This window comes from Micromonospora palomenae, from assembly GCF_007829925.1.
GTDB classification, from domain to species: Bacteria; Actinomycetota; Actinomycetes; order Mycobacteriales; family Micromonosporaceae; genus Micromonospora; species Micromonospora purpureochromogenes.
Map to the genome: position 1 here is coordinate 659,452 of NZ_VIXA01000003.1, position 18,824 is coordinate 678,275.

Here is an 18,824-nt window from a genome sequence, read left to right on the forward strand (position 1 = left end):
TGGCGAGATCTAAGACGTGCCGTCGTCCATCGGGCCGGCGGTGCAACGGGCGATGGCGTGCTCAAGCTGCTCGACCCACGGATCGTCCGGTTCGTTGTCCGGTGCCCGCAGCTGCAGGAGTGCGGGAAGCAGGCGAGGGTCGGCCAGTTCGGCGGCGGCGCGCAGCCATAACGTGGTGGGGTCGGGCCTGGTCAGGCGATCTGCGATAGCGGTGAACACCTCCGGGTCAGCGCGGCGAGCCAGCCCAACGGCGGCCTCCGCCGCCGGATATGCCTCAGCCGTGTCGGTGTCCAATTCGCTGAGCAGACTACGCAGGCCGGCACGGATCTGCGGTGAGTCGACATCGAGCTGGCTGCCGAGCGCGAACGCCGCCCAGTCACGCAGCGTCGGTTCCTGGTCGGCGAGCAGCCCGACCAGCGCCGTGACTGCGGGGTCGTCCGCCGTTGGGTCGTCCAGCACGATCGGAAGGCCCCCGACCGCGATCTGGCGCACCTCGACGTCCGCATCGTTGAGCAGCCGCAGCAGGAAAGGCACGCACCGCTGTTCGCCGCCCTGGTTACCGAGTGCCTGGGCCACCGCGACTCGGACTCGCACGTCCACGTCGGAGCAGCCCGCATCGGCGTGATCGAGCAACTCCTTCAGCGCCGGCGGATGGTTCAACGCCACCCACCCGAGCGCCATGAACCCCACTTCTCGTACGTCAGGATCCGCATCGCGTATCCACTTTTGCGCGTACGTCAGGGCTTGCTCACGGCCCGTCGCCTCGGTGAACCGCCAGACGTCGTCGGCTGTGCCGGCCACCAGCTCCGCCAGCGCGGGATCCTGGTGCTCCGCGGACGGCCCTGGCGGCGGACTGCCGTCGGTGGGCTCGCGGTCGGGCACGTCGTGATCATGTCAGACCCGACCGTGCGGCGTGCGCTGCCAGGCCGAGGAGGCCGATCGGCTCCGCAGCCGATCGAGCGGTGTCGGAGGCGCTACGCCCAAGGTGGGGCGTAGCGGCTCACGTAGTCGCGAGCGCGGGGGAGCGGGTCGTCCCAATACTGGTGCGGCATGCGGGAGTGGTGCGTCTCGCAGAATGCGGCGATACCGTCCACGATCTTGACGCGCTCCAGCGGGCGGCCTTCGAAGTCCGTGTTGACCGCCAGCAGTTCCGGCTCGGGATTCCAGCCCGAGTGGTCGAACGCCCAGCCATCCCAGAGCGCGTAGGCGTGGAAGACCTGCCAGTCGCCCGCGAGGTGCACCCCCGCTATCTCGATCAGCCGGTCCGGGTAGGAATCGCGGCAGACCCAGGCGAGGATGTGACACGCTCCGGCAGCGAAGAAGGCCTGGTCCGGGCGTTCCCAGGCGATGCGCTGATCTGATCGCTCGATCGCCGTCCGACGAAACGCCCTCGCTGCCTCGGCTGCCACACGGGGACCTTAGTGGATGGTCCGACGCATCCGGTCAGGCCGCGGAGCGCAGCCCCGACGCGACGTGAAGGCCTCCGCCCGTCTCTTGGCGATGTTCCTCACGCCGGTGCGAGCAAGGTGTCGAACACCGAGAAGAAGGCGTCGAAGGCGGCGGGGGAGCGGTCGGTGCGCGCCCGGATGAGCGTGCCCTCCCAGGCGTTGACGAGGAACCCGGCGGTGACCTCGGGATCCACGTCGGCGCGGACCGTCCCGGCGCGCTGCGCCTCCGCCAGGGCCCTCGCAATGAGGCCGGCCCATTCGTCGAGGCTCTGCCGTACGGCGTCCCGGATGGCGTCCCGGTGGTCGACGATCTCGGTGCCGAAGTTCCCGTACAGGCAGCCGCGGTGGTATTCGTACCGGACGACCTCGTCGCGGAGGAACTCGAAGTGCGCCCGGAGGCGCTGCACCGGCGGGACCGAGCTGTCGGTGAGGTCCTCGAGCCGGCGTCCGGCGCCGTACCGCTCGAGCGCCACGATGGCGAGGGCTTCCTTGCTGTCGAAGTGGTTGTAGAACGACCCCTTCGGTACGCCAGCCGCCTGGGTGATGTCGTTGACGCCGGCGGCGTTGTACCCGCGGGCGTGGAACCGGTCGAGCGCGGCCGTGACGATCTCTTCGCGCGTGCTCTTCCTGGCCAAGACCGACCACCTCCCGGTGCAAATATGACCGGTCGTCTTGGCGGGGTCAAGCCCACCCCGCTGTGATCCAGCGCTCGTTGCCGCGGGTAAGACGACCGGTCATATTCGAGCGGTAGCCGGGTAAGCAGCGCCTGGTCAACCGGTGTCTACCCCGGGACGACGGATCCACCTCACCGAGGAGAAACTGATCGTGAGCGACCTTACGAACGCCGTCATCAAGGCCCACGGCGGCCTCGACCGCTACCAGCAGTTCAGCTCGGCCACGGCCCGGTTCCGCTCAGGCGGAGCGCTGTGGGCCATCAAGGGTCAGGAGGGGATCTTCGACCAGGCCGCCGTACGGGTCAACCTGCGCCGGCAGCATGCCAGTCACTTCCCCTTCAAGGCGCCTGACCTGCACACTTCGTTCACCGCCCAGCGGGTGGCCGTGGAGAGCGACACCGGCGAGGTGAAGGCCGAGCGCCGCAACCCCCGTGCCTCCTTCGCCGGTCACGTCCTCGAAACCCCCTGGGACGACCTGGACGTCGCCTACTTCGCCGGCTACGCCATGTGGACGTACCTGACGTCCCCGTTCACCTTCGCGAGGCCCGACTTCCAGACCGAAGACCTGTCTCCGGTGACCGAGGAGGGGGAGACCTGGAACCGTCTGAAGGTCACCTTCCCCGATCACATCGCCACCCACTCGCGGGAGCAGACGTTCTACTTCGACCAGGACGGGCTGCTGCGCAGGCACGACTACACGGCCGAGGTCATCAACGCCGGTCCGGCCGCGCACTACTGCTCCCATCACAAGGAGTTCGGCGGCATCATGGTCCCGACCCAGCGGCGCGTCTACCCACTGGCTGAGGACGGGACCGTGGTGCGCGACATCGAGCTCGTCACCATCGACATCGACGATGTCGTGTTCGCCTGACGCCGGACAGCCGCTGATGTCCCCTTGCCGCGCGTTCTCGGGTGCGGACCGCCGATACCGTGGCAGCCGTGCAGTCCGTCCGATCGCGAGCCCTGATCGCCCATGCCACGACGGTGGTCGTGCTGGTGATCCTCTTCCTGGCCATGTACTCGAGGATCGATCCGACGAACACCGGGCCGACCGCGAGTGTGGGCCTGCTACTGCCGTACCTTCCGCTGTTCGTACTCGGGCTGCCCTGGTCGCTGAGCTTCTGGAACGACCCCTACGCCTACGACGGGGTTGCGAGCCACGTCCGGCTCCTGGTGGTGCTGGGGCCGGCGATGCTCAACGTGGTCGTCCACGGGTTGATCCGTTGCATTGCGGTTGTCGCGCGACGCGTCCATGGCGGCACCCCGGGGCACGGCGGCTGAGTGACCACCTGAGGGGTAGCCGACCAGGGGCGTCCGGTGGCGAGCCGGCTGCAGCCGTACCCGTCGAGCACTGATCCGGGCGGCCACCGGCGAAGAGTTTCTTCGTCGGTGGCCGCCGTCATTGCTCAGCCGTTGACCACCCAGTGCTGGTGGGCGCCCCCGGCGTACGTCCCGATCTGAGCCTGGGTGCCGTCGGCGGTGCCGGCGCCGGCCGTCTCCAGGACCTTGCCGGACTGTGGATTGAGCAGCGATCCGTTGCTCTGCGGCTGCCAGGCCTGCGCGGCGGTGCCGTTGCAGGTCCAGAGCTGCACCTTGGTGCCGTTGGCGGTGCCGCCGTTGTCGACGTCCAGGCACTTGCCCAGCGCCCGGTAGGTGTCGCCGACCCGGCTCCACTGCTGGGCGTTGGTGCCGTTGCAGGTCCAGAGCTGGATCTTCGTACCGTCGGCGGTGCCCGCGTTGCTGACGTCGAGGCACTTGCCGGCGATGCCGGTGATGGTGCCGGACCCGCTCGGGCCGTAGACCTCGAATTCGTAGACGCGGGCGGCCGGGTCGGTGGTGCTGGTCGGCGCGGTGATGTTCAGGCGTACGTAGCGGGCGGTCACCGCGGCGATGTCGTGCGTGGTGGTGCTGGCGGTGTTGCCGGTCACCGTGGTCCGGGTCGTCCAGTTCGATCCGTCGGTGCTGGTGGCGATGGTGAAGTCCTTCGTGTTCCAGGCGGTGTTCTCGCCGCCGGCACCGGCGTGCTTGACCACGAACCGGTTCACGTTGGTGCTGGCCCCGAGGTCGACCTGGAGGTACTTCGTGGTGCCCTTCGAGCACCACTTGTCGGTGGTGCCGCCGGCGACGGAGCCGTTGACCGCCTTGTCGGGGCCTTCCGTGGTGGTGCAGGAGCTGTCGGCGGTGGCCGCCTTGTTCAGGGCCAGGTTGCCTCCGCCGGTCGGCGGCGGGGTGCTGCCGGGGATGGCGTTGAGGGTGTACCAGGCCTCGGTGCTCCAGAGCGACTGGCCGCTCTCGGAGGTGAACGGGCGGGGTGAGCGGACGTAGACCACCCGGCCGGCCTTGCGCCCGTCGACGGTCAGGCTGACCTTCTTGCGGTCCGTCGAGAGGGTGGCCGAGGTGACGGTCAGCGTCTCCTCGTCGATCTTCGGGCCGCCGTAGCTCGCGGTCGGCTGGTAGCGCCACTGCTTGACCTTGTAGTGCCCGGCCAGGTTCGCTGCCGTGTCGGCGGAGAGCGGCTGGGTGTACTCCAGCTCGAACCCGCCGGTGGTGGCGCGCATGGCCAGGATGTCGAAGGCGGTGGTGCCGTTCGGGGTCAGCTTCTGCAGGCCGTACGCAAGCTTGCCGCTCTGACCCCAGTTGCCGCCGGCGCCGAGGCCACCGACGTAGATCGCGCCGTCCGGGCCGAGGTTGACCTCCGAGACGCCCGCCTCCAGGCCCTGGGTGAGCCGGAACAGGGCGCCCTGGTACTCGCCGTTGACCTTCTCCACGTACGCGCGCTGCAGGCCGCCGTAGGTGACGTCGCCGATGACGAACTGCCCGGCGAACGGGCCGGACTTCAGGTACAGCGGGGTGCTCGGGGAGTTGGCGATCTCGTTCTGCGGCATCCAGAGCACCGGCGGGGTCACCGGGTTGGTGTCGAACGGGCCGGCCGGGTTCATGTAGTGGTTGAAGAACCGGCCCTGCTTGACGTGCAGCAGCTTCGACGACGGCAGCCAGCCGCCCTGGTTGTCGGTGACGAAGATGCCGTCCTCCGGGCCCCAGCCGATGCCGTGCGGCGTACGCAGGCCACCGGCGACGTAGGAGACGGCGCCGGTGTCCTTGTTCACCTTGATCGTGGTGCCGCGGTTGGGGGCCGGCTGCGGGTTGGTCGTCGCGCCGCCGTAGTTGATCGACACCGACAGGTTCAGGTAGAAGTACCCGCTCTGGTAGAGCAGGCCGAAGGCGAACTCGTGGAAGTTGCCCCCGTACGGCCAGGTGGCGACCGTGTCGAGGCGGTCAGCCACCTCGTCGCCGCTGGTGTCGACCAGCTTGGTCAGCCGTTGCTTCTCCGACACGTAGACCACGCCGTCGACGACCTTCAGCCCCATCGGCTCCTTGAGGCCACCGGCGATCTTCTTGGTGGTCACGCTGCCGGGGCCGGTCGACCCGCCGGTGTTGTTGAGGATGTACACCTCACCGTCCTGCGAGGTGCCGGACTGGTCGCTGCCGCCCCAGGTGGAGATCACCAGGCGGCCGTCGGCCAGCCAGTCCATCCCGGTCACCTTCGGCTGGAAGCCGCTGGGCCGCAGGTTGGTCAGGGTGTAGCCGGGATAGACGCCGGTCAGCGGCAGGCCGTCGCCGGGGGAGTCGGTGACGCCCTCGCACTCCTTCTTGCCCGGGGCGGTCACCCGGACCACACCGGCGTCGGTGCTCAGCGCCGAGTTGGGCACCACGGCGAAGGTCGACGAGCCCGGGGTCTTCCACTCCAGGGTGATCTGCTGCCCACCCTCGCGCTCGAAGTGGTCGATGCGCAGCGGGTGCAGCCCGGCGGTGAGGGTGACGGTGCCCTCCTTGGCCGGGGTCGGCCCGTGCAGCCCGTCGTGGTTGATGACGACCTTGTCGTCGATCGACAGCCGGGAGCCGTCGTCGCTGGTCAGCCGGAACGTGTAGCTGCCGGCCTGGGCGATGTTCAGGTTGCCGAGCACCTGGGAGACGAAGTACTGGTCGAAGCCGAAGTCGGTGGTCGACGTCCAGTTGATGGTGGGCATCAGCTTGTCGACGTTCGGCGTCTGCCCCGGCTTGAGGGTGCAGATCTCGTTCAGCGGCACCTGCACGTCGAAGACGCGCAGCGTGACGCCCGGTTCCTGGGCGGGGGCGGCCTGGGCGGGGACGGCCCAGACGCCGGTGGCCATGACGAGTGCGGCGATGGTGGTCAGGACAGGACTGCGGAATCGGCGCAGCAGCCGTGTGCCCATTGCTCCTCCTGGGAGGTCGGGGTGGTCCGGCGGGCCGTGTGATGCGGTGGGGGAGCGGTAGCCGCCGGGCGAGCCCGGACGAGTCATCGACGCCGACGAATGACGTGTCCGGAGCTGCGGTGATGGGCAACATTAACAAACTTCTATCTAGAGGCCCATAGCTTTCGTTCATAGATGCAAAAGTTCGATAACACCCTGCGGAAGTTCGCGGGATACCTCCGCTTGTGGGCGGAAGGTCCACGGTGGACATCCGCGGATCGCTGCCGGGAGCGCGCCGGCAGCGCGTACCGCCCGTATGGTGACCGCATGGCGCGCGAGGTATGGGCCGACGGTGCCGCGTACGAGGCGTACGTGGGCCGGTGGAGTCGCCTCGTGGCGGCGGAGTTCCTGGCCGGGCTGGAGCTGCCGCCCGGCCTGCGCTGGCTGGACGTGGGCTGCGGCACCGGCGCGCTGACCTCGACGGTGCTGGCCCGCACCGAGCCGGCCCGGGTGGACGGCGTCGACCCCTCCGAGGGTTTCGTGGCGCACGCCCGTACCCGGGTCGACGACCCGCGCGTGGTCTTCCACGTCGGCGACGCCCGCTCGCTGCCGCTGCCCGATGCCGCCGTCGACGTCGTCGTCAGCGGCCTGGCGCTGAACTTCGTGCCCGACCCGGCGCGCGCCGTGGCGGAGTTCGCCCGCGTCGTCGCCCCGGGCGGCGTGGCCGCCGCCTACGTCTGGGACTACGCCGACGGCATGGTGCTGATGCGCCACTTCTGGGACGCCGCAACGGCGCGCGACCCGGCGGCGGTTGAGCTGGACGAGGGCCGCCGCTACCCGCTGTGCCAACCGGAGCCGCTACGCGCGCTCTGGGCCGGTGCCGGGTTCCGCGACGTGTCCGTGCGGCCCGTCGAGGTGCCCACCGTCTTCGCCGATTTCGCCGACTACTGGACGCCGTTTCTCGGTGGGCAGGGCTCCGCGCCCGGCTACGTCAGCTCGCTCGCCGAGCCGGACCGGGCCGAGCTGCGGGAGCTGCTGCGCGTTCGGGTACCGACCGGACCGGACGGCGCGATCCGACTCAGCGCCCGCGCCTGGGCGGTCCGGGGGACCGCACCGACACCCCGATCGTGAGTACGAATGCTCATCCGCGACGCAGTCCGTACCGCGAGGATCGGGGCGTGAACAGCATGACGCGCGCCCTCCTCGCCGCCCTCGCCCTCGCCGTGGCGGCGGTCGCCACCTGGTGGGCCTGGCTGGGGTGGGACACCGGCTACACCATCGACCCCGAGACCGGCGCCGTCAGCGGGCCCTACCAGCCGTGGCAGGTGGCCGGCTGCGTGCTCACCCTCGCCCTGGTCGCCGCCGTCGCCGGCTGGCGGCTCCGGCCGTGGCTGGTCGCCCCGGTGCTGACGGTCGCCTTCACCGCCGCCTGGACGGCGCACGCCGCCTCGACCGACGACAGCGGGCTCTGGGCGGTGGGGGCCGCGCTGGTGCTGGTCGGCACGGGGCTCGGGACGACGGTGGTGAGCGGGGTCGCCCACCTGATCCGGCGCCGGCGGGGCTGAGGCCGGGCAGCCCCACCCCCCGGGTGCACCCGCGCGCTCTCGTCGCAATCGCCCGGTCGGCCAGCTCCGGGGACGGATAGCCGACAGGACGCCGTACCCCCTTGCGACGCATTGTTTATGCAGGTGGAGAGGCTGCGGATGGCGGGCCACATCCCATCCCTCACCCCGACGGCGACAGCACGGTCGCCGTCGGACGCCGCCATCGCCGGGCTCGGCCCGGCCGTCCCGGCGGACACGGCCGCGCCGGTCCGACCGCGCCCACGGCCACGTCGCGTCCCGGTGGACCCCGTCCCGGGCGCCAGGGCCGGGGTCAGCTTCCACCAGGACAAGGACGTCACCACCTCCGGTCGACGCCGTCGCGCGTCCGCTCCGCCCTGACCGGCGGCAGTCCCGCGCCTCGACCGGGCGCACCGGCGACAGCCGGGCGTACGAGCAAGGAAGGAGGGGGCGGACATGGCCGCTCCCACCGTCACCGCGAGCCTGAACGCCGCGACCTATTCCCCCGGCGACCAGATGACCCTCACGATCACCTACGGCGACCCGGACACCAGGCCCCTCACCGTCACCGTCGTGGTGACCGACGCGCAGGGCAACAGCAGCGCCCCGGTCAAGGTCACCGCCGTCATCGACCCGCTCACCCTCACCGTCACCGACGACTCCGGGCGTACCTGGACCCGGGCGTCGGACAACGGGTCGGTGGCCGTCTACCGGGCGGTGGCGTAATGCCCCGGGTCACCGTGACCGTCCGCGACAACGGCGGGCGTACCGCCACCGCGACCGCCGACTACGCCCTCGCCCCACCGGTCCTGGGCGGCTACTACCTCGCGGGCAACGCCGACCCGACGGCCGACATGGCCGGCGGCAACTTCCGCTCGCTGACCCAGTACCGCAGCTTCGCCGACGGCTACACGTTCCCGGGCTACAACAAGCCCTGGCTGCTCAGCCTGGGCCGCAGCGGGTTCGCGATCAACATGGTGCTGGAGCTGAAGCACTACGGCACCGCCACCACGGCGGCGCAGACCTTCGCCGTGGACGGCGTCAGCTACACCGTCCCCGCGCCGGCGATGACCATCCAGCAGCGGCCCGGGACGACCTGGCCGAAGGCCTACGGGTACGGCCAGGTGCTCGCCGGGCTCTGCGACGGCCTCTTCGCCCGGGCGCTGTCGCAGTACCGGACGATGGGCTTCGGGGTGAACATTCAGCTCGCCTCCGAGCTGGACACCGACCACGAGTTCGGCACCACCGAGTCCGGGGTGTCGTACGGCTGGGCGGAGTCGGACGCCCGCGCGGTGCAGGCGATGACCTACATCGTGAACTGGTTCCGGGCCCGCGCGCTGCCGGCCGGCACCACCTTCTCCGTCGGGTCGGGCGGCTTCGACCGGGCCTGCTTCCAGCGCACCCACCCGGAGTCGCTGATGGCCAAGCTGGACTTTCTCCAGTGGAACGCCTACGCCACCGACCCGAGCCACACCGCGCTCGCCCGGTTCCGCCGGGCGAAGGACTGGGCGGTCGCCGACCTGGGGCCGGTGGCGCTCTCCCGTCCCGTGATCATCGCCGAGTGGGGGGTACGGGCCGCCGAGATCCCCGACCAGGCGGCCTGGATCGCCACCGTGCCGGCAGCCGTCGCCCGGCTCAACAGCGAGCGCGGCCCGCGGATCGTCCGGACCAACTACTTCAACTCCAGCTGGGGCACCCTGGCGCCCCGCACCGACGGGCTCGCGGCGCTGCGGGCGGCGTACGCGACCAGGCCGTACGTCTGACGGGCGGCCTCGGCGCCCGGCGCCGTCGGCGTGCCCTCGCTCGCCCGGCGGGCGGCCACCCGCCGAGGTGACCGCCCGGTCGGCTGCGCACCTGCGCGGTCGCGACCGGGCGGAGGTGGCCGCGGGCTGCGCCGTCGGCCGACCCCCGGTCGCCCCCGGACCCCCCGATCACTCCAGTGCGGCGTGTCGCGCTGTCCCGGCGCGCTGACACCGCGACATGCCGCGAACGGGGGGCGGGAACGCGCCGTGGTCCGGACGTCGGTTGCGGCGGATCAGGGGCGGGGCTGTTGCCCGCCGAGTCGGTCGGCGTACGTGTCGCGCAGCTCCGCCCAGCCGAAGTCCTTCGCCTCCGCGCCCCGGATCGGGCCCACCGGGTCGCCGGCCAGCAGGTGGTCGGCGACGTCGAGGCAGAGGTGCCAGCCGGCGGCCACCATCGGCAGCATCCCCCGCTCGGCGAGGGTGTGTCGCAGCAGCAACCGGGTGCCGGTGCCGGACGGGGTCAGCTCCCAGCGGAGCAGATCGTCACCCCAGGTGTATTCGAGCAGGTGGGACGGCTCGGCCCGGCGTACCGTCGCGGGTTGCGGCACGGCCGTGTCGCCGTCGACCACGGTGAGCGTCGCGGCGCCCGGGGCGCCGAGGTCGCGGTCGGCCAGGAACGGCGCCCACTCCCGCAGCCGGGCCGGGTCGGTCAGCGCCGCCCACACCTTCTCCGGCGCGTGCCGCAGCTCGCGGACGAACAGCAACGTCCACCGGTCGCCGGCGGGCTCGGCGTCGATCTCGGCCGGCGGGCCGGGGCGGAACGAGTCGCGGTCCATGATCACTCCTTGTCGAGGTGGCGCTCCAGGGCGTCCAGGTGCGCGGTCCACATCTCGCGGTACGGCGCGAGCCAGCCGTCCACGGTGCGGAACGGGCGTACGTCGATGCGGTAGATGCGGTGCTGGGCGGCCGTGCGGCAGGAGACGAAGCCGGCCTCGCGCAGCACCTTGAGGTGCTTGGAGACGGCCGGCTGGCTCATGCCCAGCACGTCGACCAGCTCGCCGACGCTGCGCTCCGAGCGCCGCAGCGCGTCGAGGATCCGGCGTCGGGTGGGCTCGGCCAGCACGGCGAAGGCGTCGACGGACACCGCCATAATATGCCGCATCGCTCATATGCCTGTCAAGGAATGAAGGCTTGTCCGGGACCAGAGGTGACGGCGCCGTCGCCTCCATATGCTCGGCACATGGAACTGCGGATCTTCACCGAACCCCAGCAGGGCGCCAGCTACGACCAGTTGCTCGCCGTGGCCCGCGCCGTCGAGGACGCCGGGTACGGCGCCTTCTTCCGCTCCGACCACTACCTGAAGATGGGCTCGGTGAGCGGGGAGCCCGGGCCGACCGACGCCTGGACCACGCTGGCCGGCCTGGCCCGCGACACCTCCCGCATCCGGCTCGGCACGCTGATGACCGCGGCCACCTTCCGGCTGCCCGGCCCGCTCGCCATCACCGTGGCGCAGGTCGACCAGATGAGCGGCGGCCGGGTCGAGCTGGGCATCGGCACCGGCTGGTACGCCGAGGAGCACTCCGCCTACGGCATCCCGTTCCCGACGCTCGGGGAGCGGTTCGCGCGGCTGGAGGAGCAGCTGGCCGTGATCACCGGGCTCTGGGAGACGCCGGTCGGCAAGAGCTTCGACCATCCCGGGACGTACTACCCGGTTACCGACTCGCCGGCGCTGCCCAAGCCGGTGCAGCAGCCGCGCCCGCCGATCCTGCTCGGCGGGATGGGGCCGAAGCGCACCCCGCGCCTGGCCGCCCGCTACGCCGACGAGTTCAACCTGCCCTTCGCCTCGATCGAGGACACCGTCGCGCAGATCGGTCGGGTCCGCGCGGCCTGCGCGGAGATCGGCCGTGACCCGGCCACCATGCGCTGGTCCAACGCCCTGGTGCTCTGCTGCGGACGCGACGAGGCCGAGGTTGCCCGCCGGGCCGAGGCGATCGGCCGGGAGCCCGCCGAGCTGCGCGAGAACGGCCTCGCCGGCACCCCGGCCGAACTGGTCGACAAGATCGGCCGGTACGCCGAGGCCGGCAGCGAGCGGATCTATCTCCAGCTGCTGGACCTCACCGACCTGGACCACCTGGAGCTGGTCGCCGCCGAGGTGATGCCGCAGCTCTGAGGGTCAGCGCGCCCGCAGGCCGCCCGGCTCGCGCAGCACGGTGTCCAGCCGGCCGTCCCGGTCGCTGTCCAGATAGGTGATGTCCGGGACGCCGTCACCGTCCAGGTCGAACTGGACCACGTCGGCGATCCCGTCGCCGTCCAGGTCGGTGACCACCTGGGTCGACCCGTCCACGTGGTGGGTGACGATCGAGACCGAACCCGGCCCGGCCGCGCGCGGCGGCGGACCGGGGGTCGGCGGGGTGGGCTCCGGCTCGGGCGTGGGTGGCGGCACCGGCTCGGTCCGATCCGGGTACGCCGCCGGCGGCGTGCTCGTCGGCTCCAGGCCCACGCCGGTCGGGTCGATCTCCTCCTCGGACGGGTAGACGTCGCCGTGCAGAGTGGGGTCGCGGTAGCTGCTCATCCACCCATTGTTCCCATGGACGCCGTCGACAAGCGTGCCGGATGATGCACTCCGACACGATCGCGGACGGGGGTACGACGTGGAACTGCACCGCAGGAAGGGCCGGCTGCTGCTGCCGGCGATCTGCATTCTGGCCGGGATCGTCCTGCTGACGCTCGGTGACGGCGGTGGACTGCTGCGGACCCTGGTGGCCCTGGGCGGGATCGCGCTCGGCGTGGTGGTGCTCGTCGGCGCGCTGCGGCCGTTCCGGTTCGTCGTCGACGCCGACGGCCTGACCGTCCGGCGGCCGGGCCTGCGCCGGACGATCCGCTGGCCGGAGTTGGCCGCGGTGGTGCTCGACCAGCCGGCACCCCGCTCCGGTGTACCGGCCGCGCCGCGCCTGCTCGCCGTGCCGGCCACCGGCACCGGAATCGGCCCGCTGGACGCCCGGCACCCGCTCGACGAGCGTCCGGCGGTCGAGCTGCTCGACCTCGCCGGGATCCGGGAGTCGCCGGGGGAGATCGCGGCGACACTCGCCCGGTACGCCGGCGAGCGCTTCCTCGACGCCCGCGCGCTGCGCCGGGCCGCCTTCGCCGACCCCGACTTCGCCGTCGGCCTACGCGGCTACCGGGTCGACGTGGTCGACGCGCTGATCCGGGGCGGGCAGGAGGCCCTCGCCTCGGGCGACCCGACCCGGCGCCGCACGGCCCGGGCCGAGATCGACCAGGCTCGGCGGGCCGGCCTGCCGGTCGACCTGCGCGGCTACAGCACCCTCCAGGTGGACGAGGCGCTGGACGCCCTCGGCGCGGCGCTCGCCGACGAGCCCGCCGAGCGGGAGCCCTCGTGACCGACGTCGCCCGCCGCAACTGGGCCGGCAACGTTGCGTACGCCGCCCGCCGCTTCCACCGGCCGTCCACGGTGGACGAGCTGCGTCGGCTGGTGGCCGGCAGCGACCGGATCCGGGCGGTCGGCACCGGGCACTCCTTCAACCGGCTCGGTGACACCACCGGCGACCTGGTCTCCCTCGCCGGGCTGCCGTCCAGCCTCGAGGTGGACCGGGAACGCGGCACGGTCACCGTCGCCGCCGCCCTGCGGTACGGGGACCTGGCGACCCGGCTGCACGCCGAGGGGTTGGCCGTGGCGAATCTCGCCTCCCTGCCGCACATCTCGGTGGCCGGGTCGGTGGCGACCGGCACCCACGGCTCCGGCGACGGGAACCGCAACCTGGCCGCCGCCGTGGCCGCGCTGGAACTGGTCACCGCCGACGGTGACCTGCTCACCGTGAGCCGGGCCGACGGCGACCGGTTCGCCGGCATGGTGGTGTCGCTCGGTGCGCTCGGCGTCGTCACCCGGGTCACCCTGGACGTGGTGCCGACCTTCGCGATCTGCCAGTACGTCCGCCGCGACCTGCCCGCCGACCGGCTCGACGCGGCGTTCGCCTCGGCGTACAGCGTCAGCGGGTTCACCACCTGGCGGTCGTCGACCGTCGACCAGGTCTGGTGCAAGCAGCTCGCCGACCAGCCGCCGCCCCCGGCGGACTGGCTCGGCACCACCGCCGTCGAGGCCCCGCTGCACCCGGTGCCCGGCCTGGACCCGGTGCACTGCACCGCCCAGCTGGGCGAGCCCGGCCCGTGGCACGAGCGGCTGCCGCACTTCCGGCTCGGCTTCACCCCGAGCAGCGGCGACGAACTCCAGTCCGAGTACCACCTGCCCCGCGCGGCGGCGGCCGGCGCGCTGGCCGCGCTGGCCGGGATGCGGGACCGGATCGCCGCCGTGCTCCAGATCTCCGAACTGCGCACGATCGCCGCCGACGACCTCTGGCTCAGCCCGAACCAGGGGCGCGACAGCCTGGCGATCCACTTCACCTGGGTCGACGACCCGGCGGCGGTGCTGCCGGTGCTGGCCGAGGTGGAGGAGCGGCTGGCCCCCTTCGCGCCCCGCCCGCACTGGGGCAAGGTCTTCACGCTGGACCGGTCGTCGGTGGCCGCCGCCTTCGGCCGGTACGCCGACTTCGCCGCCCTCCTGGCGGAGCTGGACCCGAGCGGGAAGTTCCGCACCGACTTGCTCGACCGTTACTTCCCGCGCTGACCGACCGGCGCGGACCCGACCGGAGCGGGCACCGGATGTCGGGTCCCGCCGTCCGCCGGCCGCCTAGCGTCGAGGCACACGGGAAGGAGACCAGGTGCTGGAGCGGCTGAACGAGGCCATGGCCCACATCGAGCGGCACCTCGGCCAGCGGATCGAGGTCGCCGAGCTGGCGCGGATCGCCCTCACGTCGGAGTACCACTTCCGGCGGATGTTCTCCGCGCTGGCCGGCATGCCGCTGTCCGAGTACGTCCGCCGCCGCCGGCTCACCGTGGCCGCGGCGGAGGTGACGGCCGGCGAGCGGACGCTGCTCGACATCGCGGTCCGGCACGGGTACGGCTCGACCGAGGCGTTCACCCGGGCGTTCCGCGCGCTGCACGGGGTCGGGCCCGGCGAGGCCCGGCGGACCGGCGCGGCGTTGCGCTCGCAGCAGCGGTTGTCCTTCCGCCTCGTCGTCGAAGGGAGTGGCAGCATGCGTTACCGCGTGGTGGAGAAGCCGGAGTTCCGGCTGGTGGGCCGGCGGGCCCGGGTGCCCCTGGTGCACCAGGGGATGAACCCGGCGATCGTGGAGTTCATCCGGGGCATCCCGAAGGAGACCGTCGCCCGGATCGCGGCCCTGTCGGACCAGGAGCCGGCGGGGATCGTCAACGTCAGCGACAAGGTGGCCGACGACCGGGCCGAGGGCAGCGAGCTGGACTACTGGCACGGGGTGGTCACCGGGGCGGACGCCCCGGCCGACCTGGACTCGACGACCGTACCGGCGGGGACGTGGGCGGTCTTCGAGACCGCCGGCGAGTTCCCGGCCGCGGTGCAGGAGCTGTGGCGGGACGTGTTCACCCAGTGGTTCCCGTCGAACGCCTACCGCAGCCGGCCCGGGCCGGAGATCTCCCGGAACCGGCTCTCGGCGGACGGCACGCAGGTGGACGCCGAGCTGTGGATCCCGGTGGAGCGGGCCGCGGCCTAGGGCCGGTGTCAAAGTCCTCGGTCGAGCCGAGGCGGAGTCCAGGCGGCGATCCGGCAAGGCGGAGATCCGTCCGGATACCGGTGTTGTATCCGGACGGATCTCCAACGCGGCCGGTCGTCGTCTGGGCCCGCCGCAGGCCGGCCAGGGGCTTTGACACAGGCCCTAGTGCCGGCTGCCGGCCAACTGGTCGCGCAGGCTGCCGCGCTGCACCGCGCGGCTGATGTCGCTGGGCGAGACGATGCCGACCAGCCGCTGGTCGGTGACCACCAGCGCCCGGCCGTCGGCGCACTCGCTGAGCCGGGGGAGCAGGTCGTTGAGCTGCTCCTCCGGCCGGGCGAGCACCAGATCCTCGGCCCGGCAGGAGACCTCGGCCAGGGTGGTACTGCCCCGGCGGTCGGCCGGGATGCCGCGTACCCGGTCGAGGGTGACCAGGCCGACCGGCCGGCCCTCCTCGGTCAGCGGCAGCGCCGAGTGCCGGTACGCGAACAGGTAGTGGTCCACGAAGTCGGCCACCGTCATCTCCGCCGACGCGGTCTGCGGCTGCGGGGTCATCACGTCGCCGACCCGTACCCCGTGCAGGGCGCTGCCCATCCGGGCCTGGCGTTCCTCCACGCCGGCCGCGCCGATCAGGAACCAGCCGATCAGCGCCAGCCAGAGCCCGCCCACGCCGAAGCCGGTCAGGAACTGCAGCAGCCCCAGACCGATCAGCAGCGCGCCGAGGACCCAGCCGGCCCGGGCGGCCACCACGGAGGCCTTCGTCCGGTCGCCGGTGGCCTTCCAGACCGCGGCGCGCAGCAGCCGGCCGCCGTCCAGCGGCGCGGCCGGCAGCACGTTGAAGATCGCCAGCAGCACGTTGATGCCGGCCAGCCAGGCCAGCGAGCCGAGCAGCAGGCCGCGCTGCCCGGCCAGCGCGAGCACCACGGCGATGCCGCCGAAGAAGAGCCCGAGCAGCAGGCTCACCAGCGGCCCGACCCCGGCGATACGCAGCTCCGCGCCCGGGTTCTTCGCCTCGCCGCGCAGCTCCGCCACGCCGCCGAAGAGCCACAGCGTGATCCCCTCGACGTGCAGGCCGTTGCGTTTGGCGACGACCGCGTGGGAGACCTCGTGGGCGAGCAGGCCGAGGAAGAAGACGACCGCGGCGGCCAGGCCGGCCAGCACGTACGCGGCCGTGGAGCGGCCCGGGTACGCCTGGGGGAACTGGTTGGCCGACAGCCCCCAGGCGATCAGCAGGAAGATGACCAGGACGCTCCAGTTGACCCCGACGGGTACCCCCGCGATCCGGCCAAGCCGGAAGCTCGCCCTCATGAGTCGGTCATACCCCGGGAAGGTGATCCCATGCCAGGGCAGAAGGTCACTGTCTGACCGCTTCGCCGTGCCGAGCGAACAGGTTCGCGAGTTCCACCCGCCCTCGCCGGACCACCTCGACCAGTGGGGCCAGTTCGAGACCGTGCGGTAGCGGCATGTCGGTGATCAGATCTCGCACGCCGAATGGCCGATGCAGCCAGCGTTGCAGCGCCCTGCGGTCGACGGCGGCGTCCAGGTCGTCCGAGACGGTCCAGACATCCTTCGCGTACGGCGTGTCGTCGCTGTTTAGGGCGGTGAGGAGACCCGAGCGGCGCACCAGGCACGGGTAACAGTGGCCGCAGTGCAGTTCGGGCTGGTCCCTTGGCGGGTGGCCGCAACTCAGGGTGAGGCCGGTCAAGGCCGACGCTGGCATCCCAGCCTCGAGCGCCCGCCGGCACACCTCGCCCTTCGTCAGGTGCAGGTACGGGTTGACGACGGCGACCGAGCCGCCCAGCGCGCGGATCAACTCGTTCAGCAGGCTCAGCGTGTAGGGGTGCACTGATCGGGTGGAGCAGGCGGCGACCCGGGCCGGCGTCAGCGCCGGATTGAGCGCCAGTTGGCCGTTTTCCGGCACAGCGACCTGCGGGACGTCATGGGCGGCGGCGAGATAGACGGCGGTCGCCACATAGAGCAACCCTCGGGTACGCGCCGACGGTTCGAGTTCCCTCTGCTGGGCCCGGACCTGCTGTGACGTCTTGAACTGCCTGATGTTCCTGAGTGACGAGTTGCGGATGGTGGTGAGGACGCTTTCCTGCTGCATCCCCCACTGCGGCTCGTAGTACGAGACGGCCAAGAGGTCGTCCCCCGACACCCGGGATCGCTCGGCGGCGTATGCGGAGGAGTCCAGGCCGCCGGAGAAGAGGGCCACCTCCTCGACCGGCGGGGCTGTCAGGACGCGGCCCTGATGTGGCCATGCCACCGCCCCCGAGTGCATTTGGATCGCCCAGCGGTCGGCGGTGAGGGTCTCCGTGAGCTGGGACACCAGCTCACCCGCTCTGCCTGTCCAAGCATCAACCTCCGTCACCTGTACGGACAGATCGATCTGCCGGGTCCAGCTGTCGTCGGCGTCGAACCGAAGGGACAGTTTGTCGGCCAGGTAGATGGCTCGGGCGACCTGCAGCAGGTCCTGCGCCCAGATCGGGCGGTCCCGGTTCACCTCGGCCATCCGTTGCAGCCGCGGATCTGCCTGCGCGAGCAGGCTCCGATCGATTGGCTCCCGGCCACGCTCGACGGCAGGCACAGGCCGGCCGTTGGTCGTGTAATGGTAGGCGTAGCGGGCCGGGCTCATGCCACCAGCTCCAGACCGGTGTCCCCGAGGCCCAGCGCTTCGGTGACGGTGTCCGCCAGCAGATTCCGGGCGACCTCCGCGAGGCGTGGTCGTTCGGGCTCGCGTGCCGTGGCTTCCGCACAGGGGTCGGGTAACACTCTGACGATCTGATCGGCGACGAAGCCGGCGACCGTGTCGGTGGGGTCGAGCAGGACCAGCGCCGGCACGGCGAGCTTGATGTTCTCCGCGATCAGGATGTGCACGAATTCACCGACCAACTCCCCGAAGAACAACTGGTAGAGGGCGCAGAACAATTCGCCGGTGAGCCGTTGCGGACGGGCTGGATCGGCGAGCGGGCCGTCGGCGGCGATCAGGCGTTCGGCGCTGCGCCGCGCGGCACGCCGGGCGGCAGCGTTCACGATCAGTCGGCCGTCTCCGCCGACCTCGGTGACGAAACGGTGCACGAATTGATCGGCCGGCGTGGTTGAGGTCAGGTCCTGAAGGTGCTGGAGCATCGGCGGGTCGGGCCGACGCAGGTCGTCGAGGGCGGCGACGAGACGCCTCCCGGCGTCCTGCGCCGCGTCGCGGAGGGCGAATCGCTCCGGGTCTTCAAGGAGGTAGCCGCGCAGTGCACGCCGGAACTGCGCGGCTACCTCCTCCGCGGCACGCTGGTCGTCCTCGGTCAGCGAGTCCGGCCGGCTGTCGGCGTCTGGTGTCCACCTGGTCAACCGGCCCTTCGCGCCGGTCCATCCGCCCTTCTTGGGGCCGAGTAAACGGGTCGACGTGCCCAAGGCGACCTCCCGGAGGGGACGGGAAAGTGCGTAGATCGGAGTCTATTGATGCGGAAAGTGTTCGGACAAGTGCGGAAAGTGTTGGACGGGCGTGGTGGTCAGTGGCGTTCCGCTGATCAGGCATGCGGGCGGTAGGGTGCGAGAGCTGAGCCGGAACGGGACGGCCAGGGTGGAGGGGTCGG

At 71.7% G+C, this 18,824-nt stretch carries 20 protein-coding genes; 10 read left to right on the top strand and 10 right to left on the bottom strand.

Going from position 1 to position 18,824, the window contains the following annotated elements; all coding sequences use genetic code 11:
* Positions 1-9: 9 nt before the first annotated feature.
* From FHX75_RS24045 to FHX75_RS24055, 3 genes are all read right to left on the bottom strand, one after another.
* Positions 10-882 (bottom strand): HEAT repeat domain-containing protein, encoded by an 873-nt coding sequence (locus FHX75_RS24045; RefSeq protein WP_154942575.1) that lies wholly within the window; start codon positions 880-882, stop codon positions 10-12.
* 92 nt (positions 883-974) lie between these two features.
* Positions 975-1,409 (bottom strand): hypothetical protein, encoded by a 435-nt coding sequence (locus FHX75_RS24050; protein ID WP_154942576.1) that lies wholly within the window; start codon positions 1,407-1,409, stop codon positions 975-977.
* 98 nt (positions 1,410-1,507) lie between these two features.
* Positions 1,508-2,083 (bottom strand): TetR/AcrR family transcriptional regulator, encoded by a 576-nt coding sequence (locus FHX75_RS24055; protein ID WP_154942577.1) that lies wholly within the window; start codon positions 2,081-2,083, stop codon positions 1,508-1,510.
* A gap of 190 nt (positions 2,084-2,273) precedes the next feature.
* Between FHX75_RS24055 and FHX75_RS24060 the strand changes: the two genes are divergently transcribed.
* Both FHX75_RS24060 and FHX75_RS24065 read left to right on the top strand, forming a co-directional pair.
* On the top strand, positions 2,274-2,993 hold the full coding sequence (locus FHX75_RS24060) for a hypothetical protein (RefSeq protein ID WP_154942578.1): 720 nt from the start codon (positions 2,274-2,276) through the stop codon (positions 2,991-2,993).
* Between the two features lie 68 nt (positions 2,994-3,061).
* Positions 3,062-3,403: a hypothetical protein gene (locus FHX75_RS24065; protein ID WP_154942579.1), complete on the top strand. Its 342-nt coding sequence runs from the start codon at positions 3,062-3,064 to the stop codon at positions 3,401-3,403.
* A gap of 125 nt (positions 3,404-3,528) precedes the next feature.
* On the opposite strand, the gene FHX75_RS24070 is transcribed toward FHX75_RS24065, so the two are convergent.
* Entirely contained in the window at positions 3,529-6,357 is a 2,829-nt protein-coding gene (locus FHX75_RS24070; RefSeq protein WP_154942580.1) for a ricin-type beta-trefoil lectin domain protein, read from the bottom strand.
* Positions 6,358-6,663: 306 nt separating this feature from the next.
* On the opposite strand from FHX75_RS24070, the gene FHX75_RS24075 reads away from it, so the two are divergent.
* The 4 genes from FHX75_RS24075 to FHX75_RS24090 all read left to right on the top strand — a co-directional run bounded on the left by FHX75_RS24075 (position 6,664) and on the right by FHX75_RS24090 (position 9,661).
* A complete protein-coding gene (locus FHX75_RS24075) occupies positions 6,664-7,467 on the top strand; it encodes a class I SAM-dependent methyltransferase (protein WP_154942581.1) in 804 nt (267 codons plus the stop codon).
* Between the two features lie 56 nt (positions 7,468-7,523).
* A complete protein-coding gene (locus tag FHX75_RS24080) occupies positions 7,524-7,901 on the top strand; it encodes a hypothetical protein (RefSeq protein WP_154942747.1) in 378 nt (125 codons plus the stop codon).
* A 453-nt stretch (positions 7,902-8,354) separates the two neighbouring features.
* Positions 8,355-8,624 carry a hypothetical protein gene (locus tag FHX75_RS24085; protein WP_154942582.1) on the top strand — a complete coding sequence of 90 codons (270 nt, stop codon included), beginning with the start codon at positions 8,355-8,357 and terminating at the stop codon, positions 8,622-8,624.
* Positions 8,624-9,661, top strand: a complete 1,038-nt coding sequence (locus FHX75_RS24090; protein WP_154942583.1) for a hypothetical protein — start codon at positions 8,624-8,626, stop codon at positions 9,659-9,661. Before FHX75_RS24085 ends, FHX75_RS24090 begins: the two co-directional genes overlap by 1 nt.
* Positions 9,662-9,933: 272 nt before the next feature.
* Here FHX75_RS24090 and FHX75_RS24095 read toward each other — a convergent pair whose 3' ends face one another.
* Positions 9,934-10,476 (bottom strand): SRPBCC family protein, encoded by a 543-nt coding sequence (locus FHX75_RS24095; protein WP_154942584.1) that lies wholly within the window; start codon positions 10,474-10,476, stop codon positions 9,934-9,936.
* A gap of 2 nt (positions 10,477-10,478) precedes the next feature.
* On the bottom strand, positions 10,479-10,790 hold the full coding sequence (locus FHX75_RS24100) for an ArsR/SmtB family transcription factor (protein ID WP_246158553.1): 312 nt from the start codon (positions 10,788-10,790) through the stop codon (positions 10,479-10,481).
* A gap of 90 nt (positions 10,791-10,880) precedes the next feature.
* Here FHX75_RS24100 and FHX75_RS24105 point away from each other — a divergent pair, with 90 nt between their 5' ends.
* A complete protein-coding gene (locus tag FHX75_RS24105) occupies positions 10,881-11,810 on the top strand; it encodes an LLM class F420-dependent oxidoreductase (RefSeq protein WP_154942586.1) in 930 nt (309 codons plus the stop codon).
* Positions 11,811-11,813: 3 nt separating this feature from the next.
* On the opposite strand, the gene FHX75_RS24110 is transcribed toward FHX75_RS24105, so the two are convergent.
* Positions 11,814-12,212: a hypothetical protein gene (locus FHX75_RS24110; RefSeq protein ID WP_154942587.1), complete on the bottom strand. Its 399-nt coding sequence runs from the start codon at positions 12,210-12,212 to the stop codon at positions 11,814-11,816.
* Between the two features lie 79 nt (positions 12,213-12,291).
* On the opposite strand from FHX75_RS24110, the gene FHX75_RS24115 reads away from it, so the two are divergent.
* The 3 genes from FHX75_RS24115 (at position 12,292) to FHX75_RS24125 (ending at position 15,240) form a co-directional block, all read left to right on the top strand.
* Positions 12,292-13,038 carry a hypothetical protein gene (locus FHX75_RS24115; RefSeq protein WP_154942588.1) on the top strand — a complete coding sequence of 249 codons (747 nt, stop codon included), beginning with the start codon at positions 12,292-12,294 and terminating at the stop codon, positions 13,036-13,038.
* On the top strand, positions 13,035-14,279 hold the full coding sequence (locus FHX75_RS24120) for an FAD-binding protein (protein ID WP_154942589.1): 1,245 nt from the start codon (positions 13,035-13,037) through the stop codon (positions 14,277-14,279). The genes FHX75_RS24115 and FHX75_RS24120 overlap by 4 nt, the downstream gene beginning before the upstream one ends.
* Before the next feature lie 94 nt (positions 14,280-14,373).
* The gene (locus FHX75_RS24125; protein WP_154942590.1) at positions 14,374-15,240 is read left to right on the top strand and encodes an AraC family transcriptional regulator; all 867 of its coding nucleotides are present in this window, start codon (positions 14,374-14,376) and stop codon (positions 15,238-15,240) included.
* 162 nt (positions 15,241-15,402) lie between these two features.
* Here the strand turns inward: FHX75_RS24125 and FHX75_RS24130 are convergent, their stop codons facing one another.
* From FHX75_RS24130 to FHX75_RS24140, 3 genes are read right to left on the bottom strand one after another with little or no spacing between them, the layout of a single operon-like run.
* The gene (locus FHX75_RS24130; RefSeq protein ID WP_154942591.1) at positions 15,403-16,545 is read right to left on the bottom strand and encodes a site-2 protease family protein; all 1,143 of its coding nucleotides are present in this window, start codon (positions 16,543-16,545) and stop codon (positions 15,403-15,405) included.
* Positions 16,546-16,591: 46 nt separating this feature from the next.
* On the bottom strand, positions 16,592-17,872 hold the full coding sequence (locus FHX75_RS24135; RefSeq protein WP_154942592.1) for a 7-cyano-7-deazaguanine synthase: 1,281 nt from the start codon (positions 17,870-17,872) through the stop codon (positions 16,592-16,594).
* The gene (locus FHX75_RS24140; protein ID WP_154942593.1) at positions 17,869-18,642 is read right to left on the bottom strand and encodes a hypothetical protein; all 774 of its coding nucleotides are present in this window, start codon (positions 18,640-18,642) and stop codon (positions 17,869-17,871) included. Before FHX75_RS24140 ends, FHX75_RS24135 begins: the two co-directional genes overlap by 4 nt.
* Positions 18,643-18,824: the final 182 nt, after the last annotated feature.

What these genes read in the sequence shown, in the direction of transcription:
- FHX75_RS24070 (WP_154942580.1), bottom strand. Translation starts at nt 6,357, where the DNA reads ATGGGCACACGGCTGCTGCGCCGATTCCGCAGTCCTGTCCTGACCACC.
- FHX75_RS24075 (WP_154942581.1), top strand. Translation starts at nt 6,664, where the DNA reads ATGGCGCGCGAGGTATGGGCCGACGGTGCCGCGTACGAGGCGTACGTG.
- FHX75_RS24080 (WP_154942747.1), top strand. Translation starts at nt 7,524, where the DNA reads ATGACGCGCGCCCTCCTCGCCGCCCTCGCCCTCGCCGTGGCGGCGGTC.
- FHX75_RS24085 (WP_154942582.1), top strand. Translation starts at nt 8,355, where the DNA reads ATGGCCGCTCCCACCGTCACCGCGAGCCTGAACGCCGCGACCTATTCC.
- FHX75_RS24090 (WP_154942583.1), top strand. Translation starts at nt 8,624, where the DNA reads ATGCCCCGGGTCACCGTGACCGTCCGCGACAACGGCGGGCGTACCGCC.
- FHX75_RS24095 (WP_154942584.1), bottom strand. Translation starts at nt 10,476, where the DNA reads ATGGACCGCGACTCGTTCCGCCCCGGCCCGCCGGCCGAGATCGACGCC.
- FHX75_RS24100 (WP_246158553.1), bottom strand. Translation starts at nt 10,790, where the DNA reads ATGGCGGTGTCCGTCGACGCCTTCGCCGTGCTGGCCGAGCCCACCCGA.
- FHX75_RS24105 (WP_154942586.1), top strand. Translation starts at nt 10,881, where the DNA reads ATGGAACTGCGGATCTTCACCGAACCCCAGCAGGGCGCCAGCTACGAC.
- FHX75_RS24110 (WP_154942587.1), bottom strand. Translation starts at nt 12,212, where the DNA reads ATGAGCAGCTACCGCGACCCCACTCTGCACGGCGACGTCTACCCGTCC.
- FHX75_RS24130 (WP_154942591.1), bottom strand. Translation starts at nt 16,545, where the DNA reads ATGAGGGCGAGCTTCCGGCTTGGCCGGATCGCGGGGGTACCCGTCGGG.
- FHX75_RS24135 (WP_154942592.1), bottom strand. Translation starts at nt 17,872, where the DNA reads ATGAGCCCGGCCCGCTACGCCTACCATTACACGACCAACGGCCGGCCT.